This window comes from Stenotrophomonas sp. Br8, assembly GCF_014763005.1.
Lineage (GTDB): Bacteria > Pseudomonadota > Gammaproteobacteria > Xanthomonadales > Xanthomonadaceae > Stenotrophomonas > Stenotrophomonas lactitubi.
In genome coordinates this window covers 349966-361744 of sequence record NZ_JACGTN010000004.1, presented here as the reverse complement: position 1 = coordinate 361744, position 11779 = coordinate 349966, and the positions used below count along the sequence as shown (strand labels likewise).

Annotated in this window: 5 protein-coding genes; 4 read left to right on the top strand and 1 reads right to left on the bottom strand. The window is 66.7% G+C overall.

What is annotated here, in order from left to right:
• Positions 1–167 precede the first annotated feature (167 nt).
• A complete protein-coding gene (locus H3005_RS05505) occupies positions 168–1487 on the bottom strand; it encodes a M20 family metallopeptidase (protein WP_100553807.1) in 1320 nt (439 codons plus the stop codon).
• A gap of 186 nt (positions 1488–1673) precedes the next feature.
• On the opposite strand from H3005_RS05505, the gene H3005_RS05500 reads away from it, so the two are divergent.
• The 4 genes from H3005_RS05500 to H3005_RS05485 all read left to right on the top strand — a co-directional run bounded on the left by H3005_RS05500 (position 1674) and on the right by H3005_RS05485 (position 11681).
• A complete protein-coding gene (locus H3005_RS05500; RefSeq protein WP_089237326.1) occupies positions 1674–2912 on the top strand; it encodes an efflux RND transporter periplasmic adaptor subunit in 1239 nt (412 codons plus the stop codon).
• Positions 2913–2986: 74 nt separating this feature from the next.
• Entirely contained in the window at positions 2987–6220 is a 3234-nt protein-coding gene (locus H3005_RS05495) for an efflux RND transporter permease subunit (protein WP_100553808.1), read from the top strand.
• A gap of 31 nt (positions 6221–6251) precedes the next feature.
• A complete protein-coding gene (locus H3005_RS05490) occupies positions 6252–9374 on the top strand; it encodes an efflux RND transporter permease subunit (RefSeq protein WP_191077723.1) in 3123 nt (1040 codons plus the stop codon).
• Positions 9375–9623: 249 nt separating this feature from the next.
• Complete coding sequence (locus H3005_RS05485; protein WP_191077722.1) at positions 9624–11681, top strand: TonB-dependent receptor; 2058 nt, start codon at positions 9624–9626, stop codon at positions 11679–11681.
• Positions 11682–11779 lie beyond the last annotated feature (98 nt).

The window sequence follows — 11779 nt, the reverse complement described above, 5'->3', positions numbered from 1 at the left end:
GGGGCGTGAGCGCCATGGATGGCGCGACCGAGGCTACAGGGACGTACTTGCGCCGTCCCCTGCCACCGGACCCACCCCGCCATCCCACGGATAGCCAGCTTTTGCCGTTGCTCCGGCTGTTGCCGTTGCCTCGGCGGGTGCAGGGCTGCAAGCCCTGCCGGTAACCCTTAACCAGCCGGGGTGCCGCCGCCGTGCAGGTAATCCAGACTCACCTGCAGCAACGCACGGAATCCGACATCCAGCGCTTTCTCATCCAGCAGGAACTTCGGCGAATGATTGGCCGGCGCCGTCGCCGGGTCGATGCCCACGCTGGTGGAGCCGACGAAGAAGAACATGCCCGGCACTTCCTTGGCGTACAGCGAGAAATCCTCCGCGCCCATCTGCAGCGGCGGCTCGTACACGTTGTCCTTGCCCACCACCGCCTGCAGGCTTGGCAGCATCTTCGCGGTCAACGCCGGGTCGTTCACCGTGGCCGGGTTGCCTTCCGATTCGTAGATGTCGGTCACCGCCTTGGCCCCGTGCGCGGCAGCCGTGTGATCGGCCACGTTGCGCAGGTCGGCGAAGATCTGCTGGCGCATGCCTTCGTCGAAGGTGCGGATGGTGCCGACCATCTCCACTTCATCGGGAATGATGTTGTAGCGGATGCCGCCGTTGATCGCGCCGAAGGTCAGCACCGCCGGCTGCTTGGAGAGGTTGGCGCGGCGGCTGACGATGGTCTGTGCGGTGCCGATCAGATCGGCAGTGGCCACAATCGGGTCGACGCCGTTCCACGGTGCCGAGCCATGCGTCTGGCGGCCGATCACCTTGATGCCGAAACGATCGGACGCGGCCATCAGCGGGCCACCGCGCACCGCGATCTGCCCTGCCTGCACGCTGGAGAACACATGCAGGCCGAATACGGCTTCCGGCTTGAAGTCGGCAAACAGGCCTTCCTTCAGCATCAGCGCTGCACCGCCCTCTTCCGGCGGCGGCGCACCTTCCTCGGACGGCTGGAAGATCAGCATCACCTGGCCCGGCAGGTCCTTCTTCATCGCCACCAGCGCTTCGGCCACGCCCAGCAGGGTGGCGGTGTGCGCGTCATGGCCACAGGCGTGCATCACGCCTACGGTCTGCCCTCGGTACTGCGCGGTGGCCTTGGAGGCGAACGGCAGACCGGTCTGCTCAGTCACCGGCAGTGCGTCCATGTCCGCACGCAGGGCGATCTTCGGGCCGGGCTTGCCGCCTTCAATGATCGCCACCACGCCGTGGTGGGCGATGCCGGTCTTCGGCTTCAGGCCCATCGCACGCAGGCGCTTGGCGACCTCGGCGGAGGTGCGCTCCTCGCGGTTGGACAGTTCCGGGTGCTGATGGAAATCGCGTCGCCATTCAACCACTTTGGCCTGCAGGCGCTGCGCGGCGGCGGTCACTTCCGGGCGCTGGGCGTCCTCGGCATGGGCAAGGGCCGGCAGGGCCAGCAGCAGGGCGGACAGCAGCAACGAACGGCGCATCTCGATCTCCACGGAAGGGGTCTGCACCTGAATGTAGGGCAACCTCGCCGCTACGGGAACCTCCACCGTCGCCCACCGGTCTGAGCGCCCGTCCCATCCGTCATGCAGGAAACCCGGTGGGCCACAGGTATGCTTTGCGCATTGCCACCCGGGGTGCCACCCCGTCCAGCCCTCTTGGAGTCTTGAATGTCACGTGTTTGGAAGATCGTGCTGCTGGTCGTGGCGGTACTGGTGCTGGCCGTGGTCGGCCTGCGCGTACTCGGTGGCGGCAAGGACAAGGCCGCGGGGCAGGAAGCAGGCGCCCGTGAGGGTGGTGAAGATCCCGATGCCGGCCCGGTGCCGGTAACCGTGGTCGATGCCGTACGCCAGGACGTGCCGGTGTATGCCAGCGCGCTGGGCACGGTAACCGCGATGAACACCGTGACCGTCAGCCCGCAGGTGGGCGGCCAGCTGATGAGCCTCAATTTCCGCGAAGGCCAGGAAGTGAAGAAGGGCGACGTGCTGGCGGTGATCGACCCGCGCACCGCCCAGGCCAGCTATGACCAGGCCGTCGCTTCCAAGCGCCAGAACGAGGCCCTGCTGGCCACCGCGCGCTCGAACTACCAGCGCTCGAACGCGCCGGAGTACCGCCAGTTCGTGGCCAAGACCGATCTGGATACACAACGAAACCAGGTGGCACAGTACGAAAGCGCGGTGGCCGCCAATGAAGCGAGCATGCGCTCGGCGCAGGTGCAACTGCAGTACACCCGGGTCACCGCACCGATCACCGGTATCGCCGGCATCCGCGCGGTCGACGCCGGCAATGTGGTCAACGCCGGCACCGCACTGGTCACCCTGACCCAGATCCATCCGATCCACGTGCTGTTCAACCTGCCCGAGCGCCAGCTCGGCGACGTGCGCCAGGCGCAGGCTGCCGGCAGCGTGCCGGTCGCCGCGCTGGACCGCGCCGATTCGCACGTGCTCAGCGGCGACGGCAAGCTGGATGTGGTCGACAACCTGATCAGCGCCGACAGCGGTACTTTCAAGGCGCGCGCGGTGTTCGACAACACCGACAACGGCCTGTGGCCGGGCCAGTTCGTCAATGTGCGCATGCAGTTGCGCACCATCGGCGGCGGCGTGGTGATCCCGACCCAGGCGGTACTGCGTGGCCCGGACGGCGAGTACGTCTATGTCGTGCAGGGCGACAACACGGTGAAGATGCAGACCGTGCGCAGTGGCGTGGAAGTGGGCGACAGCCAGGTGCAGGTCGCCGAAGGCCTGAAAGGCGGCGAGCGCGTGGTCAGCGAAGGCCAGTTCCGCCTGAAGCCGGGCAGCAAGGTGACCGCGCTGAAGCCGGGCGAAACGCCGGCCGCACCGACCGAGGCCGAACTGAAGGCCGCCGAACAGAAGAGTGGCGGCGGCCGCCGCGGTGGTGGCCCGCGCTGAGCGCAGGCCCCTGCTCTTCCCCGCGCCGGCGATCCCGCCGGCGCTGCCATTGATGTGCCAGCAAGGATCAGTCCGTGGGCTTTTCGACGATCTTCATCCGCCGCCCGATTGCCACCTCGCTGTTGATGGCGGGCTTGTTGCTCCTGGGCATCCTCGGTTACCGCAAGCTGCCGGTGTCGGCGCTGCCGGAAATCGATGCGCCCAGCCTGGTGGTGACCACCCAGTACCCCGGTGCCAACGCCACCACCATGGCCTCGCTGGTGACCACGCCGCTGGAGCGCCAGTTCGGGCAGATCTCCGGGCTGGAACTGATGACCTCCGATTCCTCGGCGGGGTTGTCCACGATCATCCTGCAGTTCTCGATGGACCGCGACATCGACATCGCCGCACAGGACGTGCAGGCGGCGATCCGCCAGGCCACCCTGCCCTCGTCGCTGCCGTACCAGCCGGTCTACAACCGGGTGAACCCGGCCGACGCGGCCATCGTCACCCTCAAGCTGACCTCCGATACGCGGCCGCTGCGCGACGTCAACAACTACGCTGACTCGATCCTCGCCCAGCGCCTGTCGCAGGTGCAGGGCGTGGGCCTGGTGTCGATCGCCGGCAACGTGCGTCCGGCCGTGCGCATCCAGGTCAACCCGGCGCAGCTGTCCAACATGGGCCTGACCCTGGAAGAGCTGCGCAGCGCGCTCACCCAGGCCAACGTCAATGCGCCGAAGGGCTCGTTGAACGGCAAGACCCAGTCCTACAGCATCGGCACCAACGACCAGCTGGCCAGCGCCGCCGAGTACCGCGACACCATCATCAGCTACAAGAACGGCCGCCCGGTGCGACTGTCCGACGTGGCCGAAGTGATCGATGGCGTGGAGAATGACCAGCTGGCCGCGTGGGCCGATGGCAAGCCGGCGGTGCTGCTGGAAGTGCGCCGCCAGCCCGGCGCCAACATCGTGCAGACCGTCGAGCGCATCCGCGCGCTGCTGCCGCAGCTGCAGGGCGTGCTGCCGGCCGACGTGCACCTGGAAGTGTTCTCCGACCGCACCGAAACCATCCGCGCGTCGGTGCATGAGGTGCAGTTCACCCTGATCCTGACCATCGGTCTGGTGGTGGCGGTGATCTTCGTGTTCCTGCGCCGGTTCTGGGCCACGATCATTCCCTCGGTGGCGGTGCCGTTGTCGCTGGCCGGCACCTTCGCGGTGATGGCCTTCACCGGCATGTCGCTGGACAACCTCTCGCTGATGGCGCTGGTGGTGGCCACCGGCTTCGTGGTCGACGATGCGATCGTGATGATCGAGAACATCGTGCGCTACATCGAACAAGGCAAGAGTGGCAAGGAAGCGGCCGAGATCGGTGCGCGCCAGATCGGCTTCACCGTGCTGTCGCTGACGGTTTCGCTGGTAGCGGTGTTCCTGCCGCTGCTGCTGATGCCCGGCGTCACCGGCCGCCTGTTCCACGAGTTCGCCTGGGTGCTGAGCATCGCGGTGGTGCTGTCGATGCTGATCTCGCTGACGCTCACCCCGATGATGTGTGCCTACCTGCTCAAGCCCGATGCGCTGCCCGAGGGCGAGGACGCGCACGAGCGTGCCGCCGCAGCCGGCAAGCAGAACCTGTGGACGCGCACCGTCGGCCTGTACGAGCGCAGCCTGGACTGGGTGCTGGAACACCAGCCCCTCACCCTGGCCGTGGCCGCTGCCGCGCTGGTACTGACCGTGCTGCTGTACGTGCTGATCCCCAAGGGCCTGCTGCCCGAACAGGACACCGGCCTGATCACCGCCGTGGTCCAGGCCGACCAGAACATCGCGTTCCCGCAGATGGAGCAGCGCACCAAGCAGGTTGCCGAGGCGCTGCGCAAGGACGCGGACGTGACCGGCGTGTCAGCCTTCATCGGCGCCGGCAGCATGAATCCCACGCTCAACCAGGGCCAGCTGTCGATCGTGCTGAAAGAGCGCGGCGAGCGCGATGGACTGGATGACATCCTGCCGCGCCTGCAGAAGTCCGTCGCCGGCATTCCCGGCGTGGCGCTGTACCTGAAGCCGGTACAGGACGTGACCCTGGATACCCGCGTGGCCGCCACCGAATACCAGTACTCGCTGTCGGACGTGGACAGCGCCGAAGTTGCACTGCAGGCCAACCGCCTGACCCAGGCACTGCGCCAGCGCCCGGAACTGGCCGACGTCGACAACAACCTGTCCAACCAGGGCCGCGCACTGGAACTGAACATCGACCGCGACAAGGCCAGCGTGCTGGGCGTGCCGATGCAGACCATCGACGACACGCTCTACGATGCGTTCGGCCAGCGCCAGATCTCGACCATCTTCACCGAGCTCAACCAGTACCGCGTGGTACTGGAAGTGGCACCGCAGTTCCGCACCAGCACCGCGCTGATGGAACAGCTCGCCGTTGCCTCCAATGGCGCCGGCGCACTGACCGGCACCAACGCCACCAGCTTCGGCCAGGTCACTTCGTCCAACTCGTCCACCGCCACCGGTATCGGTGCGCAGAACACCGGCATCACCGTCGGTGCGGGCAGCATCATCCCGCTGTCGGCGCTGGCCGAGGCCAAGGTGTCCAGCGCGCCGCTGCTGGTCAGCCACCAGCAGCAGCTGCCTGCGGTGACGGTGTCGTTCAACGTCGCCCCGGGTTATTCGCTGTCCGATGCGGTCAAGGCCATCGAAGAGACCAAGGCCAGCCTGGACATGCCGGCGCACGTGCATGCGCAGTTCATCGGCAAGGCCGCCGAATTCACCGGCAGCCAGACCGACGTGGTGTGGCTGCTGCTGGCGTCGCTGGTGGTGATCTACATCGTGCTGGGCGTGCTCTACGAGAGCTACATCCACCCGATCACGATCATCTCGACCCTGCCGCCGGCCGGCGTCGGTGCGCTGCTGGCACTGATGGTCTGTGGCCTGAGCCTGTCGGTGGACGGCATCGTCGGCATCGTGCTGCTGATCGGCATCGTCAAGAAGAACGGCATCATGATGGTCGACTTCGCCATCGAGGCGCGGCGCACTGGCGCCAACGCGCGCGAGGCCATCCGCCGCGCCTGCCTGCTGCGCTTCCGCCCGATCATGATGACCACCGCAGCGGCCATGCTCGGCGCGTTGCCGCTGGCGCTGGGCACCGGCATCGGCTCGGAACTGCGTCGCCCGCTGGGCATCGCCATCGTCGGCGGCCTGCTGTTGTCGCAGCTGGTGACGCTGTACACCACGCCGGTGATCTACCTGTACATGGAGCGCTTCTCGGAATGGCTTGCACGTCGCCGTGAACAGCGCGCGCTGCGCGATGGCACGGTGCAGGAGCCGCAGGCATGACCCTGGCCCCGCACCTTCGGCGGGCCGCACGATGAATCTGTCCGGCCCCTTCATCCGCCGTCCGATCGGCACTGCCCTGCTGGCCATCGGCTTGTTCATGGTCGGCGTGATCTGTTACCTGCGGCTCGGCGTGTCGGCGCTGCCGAACATCGAGATCCCGGTGATCTTCGTGCACGCCAGCCAGTCCGGCGCGGACGCGGCAACCATGGCCTCCACGGTGACCGCGCCGCTGGAGCGCCACCTCGGCCAGCTGCCGGGCATCGACCGCATGCGCTCGTCGAGTTCGGAAGGCAGCTCGCTGGTGTTCATGATCTTCCAGAGCGACCGCGACATCGATTCAGCCGCGCTGGACGTACAGACGGCGATCAATTCGGCGCAGGCCGACCTGCCCTCGGGCATGGGCTCGCCGATGTACCAGAAGGCGAACCCGAACGACGATCCGGTGATCGCCATCGCGCTGACGTCACAGACGCAGTCCGCCGATGAGCTGTACAACGTGGCCGACTCGCTGCTGGCCCAGCGCATCCGCCAGATCGGCGGTGTCGCCTCGGTGGATATCGCCGGTGCCTCGACGCCGGCGGTGCGCGTGGACGTCAACCTGCGCCTGATGAACGCGCTGGGACTGACCGCCGACGACCTGCGCAATGCCGTGCGTGCGGCCAACGTGACCTCGCCCACCGGCTTCCTCAGCGATGGCAACACCACCACGGCGATCATCGCCAACGATTCGGTCGCGCGCGCCGCCGACTTCGCCGATCTGGTGGTCAAGACCCAGGGCGATGGCCGGGTGATCCGCCTTAAGGACATCGCCAACGTCTACGACGGCCAGCAGGATGCGTACCAGGCCGCGTGGTTCGACCACAAACCGGCCGTGGTGATGTATGTGTTCACCCGTGCCGGCGCCAACATCGTCGAGACCGTGGACCGGGTGAAAGCGCAGATTCCCGCGTTGCGCGATTACCTGCAGCCGGGCACCACGATGACGCCCTACTTCGACCGCACCCCGACCATCCGTTCGTCGCTGCATGAAGTGCAGATCACCCTGCTGATCAGCCTGGCGATGGTGGTGCTGACGATGGCGCTGTTCCTGCGCCGGTTGGCGCCGACGTTGATCGCTGCGGTCACCGTGCCGCTGTCACTGGCCGGTGCCGCGCTGGTGATGTACGTGATGGGTTTCACCCTGAACAACCTGAGCCTGCTGGCGCTGGTGATCGCGATCGGCTTCGTGGTCGACGATGCGATCGTGGTGATCGAGAACATCATGCGCCACCTCGACGAGGGCATGCCGCGGATGCAGGCGGCCTTCGCCGGTGCGCGCGAAATCGGCTTCACCATCGTCTCGATCACCGCCTCGCTGGTGGCGGTGTTCATCCCGCTGCTGTTCGCCAGCGGCATGATGGGCGCGTTCTTCCGCGAGTTCACCGTGACCCTGGTGGCGGCGATCGTGGTGTCGATGATCGTTTCGCTGACGCTGACCCCGGCGCTGTGCAGCCGCTTCCTCAGCGCACACGACCACAAGGCGGCGCCGTCCCGCTTCGGCCGCTGGCTCGATGCCGGCCACGAGCGGATGCTGCGCGTCTACACCGTGTTCCTTGATTTCTCACTGCGTCATGCGCTGCTGCTGTCGCTGACGCCGTTGATCCTGATCGGCGTCACCATCTTCCTGTTCGGTGCGGTGAAGAAGGGCGCGTTCCCGCCGCAGGACACCGGCCTGATCTGGGGCCGCGCCAACTCCAGTGCGACGGTGTCCTTCGAGGACATGGTCAGCCGCCAGCGGCGCATCACCGACATGCTGATGGCCGACCCGGCGGTGAAGACCGTGGGCGTACGCCTGGGCAGTGGCCGCCAGGGCTCCAGCGCGCAGTTCAACGTCGAACTGAAGTCGCGCAAGGAAGGCCGCCGCGAAACCACCGCACATGCACTGGCACGACTGAGTGCGAAGGCCGACCGTTACCCGGACCTGCAGCTGCGCCTGCGCGCGATCCAGGACCTGCCCAGCAATGATGGTGGTGGCAACAGCCAGGGCGCGCAGTACCGCGTCTCGCTGCAGGGCAACGACCTGGCCGCGCTGCAGGAATGGCTGCCCAAGCTGCAGGCGGCGTTGAAGAAGAATCCGAAGCTGCGCGATGTCGGCACCGACGTCGACAATGCCGGTCTGCGCCAGAACATCGAGATCGACCGTGCCAAGGCCGCGCGCCTGGGCATCACGGTCGGCGCCATCGACGGTGCGCTGTACGGCGCGTTCGGCCAGCGCCAGATCTCCACCATCTACTCGGACATCAACCAGTACAGCGTGGTGGTCAATGCGCTGCCATCGCAGACCGCCACGCCCGCGGCGCTGGACGAAGTGCATGTGCGCGCACGCAACGGCGAGATGGTGCCGATCACCGCGGTGGCCAGACAGGCGCCGGGCCTGGCGCCCTCGCAGATCACCCATGAAAACCAGTACACGACGATGGATCTGAGTTACAACCTCGCCCCCGGCGTCAGCATGGGCGAGGCCAAGGCCATCATCGACAGCACCGTGGCCGGCATGCGCATGCCCGGCGACATCCGCCTGGCCGACGACGCGGGCTTCGGCTTCAACTCCGACCCCAGCGACATGCTGATCCTGGTGCTGGCGGCGATCCTCACCGTCTACCTGGTGCTGGGCATCCTGTACGAAAGCCTGATCCACCCGGTGACGATCCTGTCCACGCTACCGGCAGCCGGCGTGGGTGCGTTGCTGGCGTTGTTCGGCACCAACACCGAACTGTCGGTGATCTCGATGATCGCGCTGGTGCTGCTGATCGGCATCGTCAAGAAGAACGCGATCATGATGATCGACTTCGCCTTGGTGGCGCAGCGCGAACATGGGCTGACTCCGCGCGAGGCGGCACGCGAAGCCAGCATCGTGCGTTTCCGCCCGATCATGATGACCACGATGGTGGCGATCCTGGCGGCGGTGCCGCTGGCGATCGGCCTGGGTGAAGGTTCGGAACTGCGTCGCCCGCTGGGCATTGCGATGATCGGTGGCCTGCTGTTCTCGCAGAGCCTGACCCTGCTCAGCACACCGGCGTTGTACGTGATCTTCTCGTGCCTGGCCGAGCGCTGGAAGGCGCGGCGTGCGCGCAGGCGTGAGGCAAAGCTGCTGAGGCGTGCGCAGCGGGCGTAGCAAGACCCATCCACGCATGGCGTGGATCTACTGCAACACCTGCCTCTGGTGGGTGCGGACCGTTGGTCCGCACCCCGATGGCATTTGACGCGCTGTAACGAAAAGAGAACAATTCTCATCCAGCCATGGTCCTGCGCCCCCTTGCGGCGCCCCGCTGCCGTTGCCGGCACGCCTGTGTGATCCCAGCCACCGACCTTTCCCCCCTGCATGGGCGGATGGCCCCTGGCCGCCCGCCGAGGATCTCCATCGATGTTGCCCATCCGCTCCCCCCGCCTGGCCGTGCTGGCCGTAGCGCTGTCCGCCGCCTGCACTGCACACGCCGAAGCCCCCGCCGACGCCCGTAGTGCCACCGATCTGGACGCGGTCAAGGTCATCGCCGAACGTACCCACACCGAGGCCGGCGCCCTGGGCGACCGCGCCCTGCGTGATACCCCGTTTGCGATCACCGCCGTCGGCCGTGAGCAGATCGAACAGCGCCAGGCCGTGTCGCTGGGCGAAGCCTTCCTGCTCGACCCCTCGGTCACCACGCAGGTAAGCGCCTATGCCAGCGGCTGGAGCTCTCCGATCCGCAACCGCGGCATCGACCTGAATTTCGACAGCTACCGGGTCAACGGCCTGCAGGTCTCGTCCTGGGGCACCGAATGGCCGCTGGAAGTGATGGAACAGGTCGACCTGCTGAAGGGCCCCGGCGGGTTCCTGTACGGCTTCGGCGCACCGGGCGGCATCGTCAACTACATCACCAAGAAGCCGACCGACGTACCGACCTTCTCCGCCCAGCTCGGCTGGCGCGAGCAGGGCATCGTCAGCGGCGGCATCGACGTCGGTGGCCGCTTCGGCAACGAGCAGATGTTCGGCTACCGCTTCAACGCGTACCAGGAGAAGGGCGAAACCTTCAACGGCGGCCATGTCGATCGCAAGGTCGGCGCGTTGTCGCTGGACGCGCGCCTGAGCGATGCGCTCACCTGGACCTTCGACGGCGTATTCCAGTCGCGCGACCTGCGCGAGGAATCACCGCAGTACTACTTCCGTGGCCTGACGTCGCTGCCGCGACCGATCGCCGGCGATGTCGACAACAGTGTGCCTGGCACCTACTACGACACCCGTTCCAGCCTGCTGTCCACCGCACTGAACTGGCAGATCAACAGCGACTGGAAGGCCAGCCTGAGCTATGGCGTCACCACCTCATGGAACGACGTCAACAAGATCTTTGCCTACATCGATGACCTCAACGGCGACTACGACGTCAACGTCTACGAGCTCGGCGGCAAGAGCGAGTGGAAGCTGGCGCAGGCACTGGTGCAGGGCAGCTTCGGCACCGGTCCGCTGCAGCACCAGCTGGTGGCCGGTGTCAGCCACCAGACCGGGCTGGGCTGGGACCGTCCTTACGAGTTCAACCTGATCGGCCGTGCCAACCTGTACCAGCGCCATGACATCCGCCACGATGCAGTCGGTTCGCGGGTGATGAGCCGTGGCAGCGAAACCGTGCAGAAGGCCGTGTTCGTCAGCGATACCGTCGACCTCGGCCATGGCTGGTCGGTGCTGGCCGGTTGGCGCTACAACGATTTCGAGACCAAGGGCGCGTACCACACCTATCCGGTCACCCCGACCTATGCGGTGATGTTCAAGCCCAGCGAGGCCGTCACCCTGTATGCCAGCTACATCGAGTCGCTGGAAGCCGGCGGCCGCGTCGGCAACAGCTACGTCAATGCCGGCGATGTGCTCGACCCCACCATCAGCAAGCAGTACGAGATCGGCGCCAAGGTTGAAGCGGATCGCTGGAACGCGAACGTCGCTGCCTTCCGCCTGGAGCGCGGCGCCAACATCGATCAGCTGACCGATGCAGGCAAGCGCCTGGTGCAGGATGGCATCACCCTGTACGAAGGTATCGAAGCCAGCGCCGACCTGCACCTGACCGATGCGCTGACCGTCGGCGGTGGCGTGACCTGGCTGGACCCGACCTACGACAAGCTGTCACCGGGCAGCGCGGCGCAGGAAGGCAACCGCACCGTCGGTGCAGCACGCTGGAGCGGCGTGCTGCACGCCACCTACCAGCTGCCGTGGGTGGAAGGGCTGGAGACCTATGCCGCCGTGCGCTACTACGGCGATGTCTGGTATGACGCCGACAACACCCTGAAGCTGCCCGACTACACGCTCGTCAATGCCGGCATCGGCTACCGCCTGCTGGCCTCCGGCCATCCGGTGACCCTGCGTGCCAGCGTGGAGAACCTGGCCAACCGCAGGTACTGGTCCAATGCGGGCGTCGGCCTGCCGCGCACCTTCGCGCTGAGCGTGCGGTTCGACATGTAAGCGACCGGCAAACGGTAGTGCCGGCCGCTGGCCGGCTCCTCGCACCTTCGTCCGGGCTCATGAGGAGCCGGCCGGCGGCCGGCACTACCGGGTATCGA

Bases quoted from the DNA above. Each gene is read 5' to 3' on its own strand.
- H3005_RS05505 (WP_100553807.1), bottom strand. From the start codon at position 1,487: ATGCGCCGTTCGTTGCTGCTGTCCGCCCTGCTGCTGGCCCTGCCGGCC.
- H3005_RS05500 (WP_089237326.1), top strand. From the start codon at position 1,674: ATGTCACGTGTTTGGAAGATCGTGCTGCTGGTCGTGGCGGTACTGGTG.
- H3005_RS05490 (WP_191077723.1), top strand. From the start codon at position 6,252: ATGAATCTGTCCGGCCCCTTCATCCGCCGTCCGATCGGCACTGCCCTG.
- H3005_RS05485 (WP_191077722.1), top strand. From the start codon at position 9,624: ATGTTGCCCATCCGCTCCCCCCGCCTGGCCGTGCTGGCCGTAGCGCTG.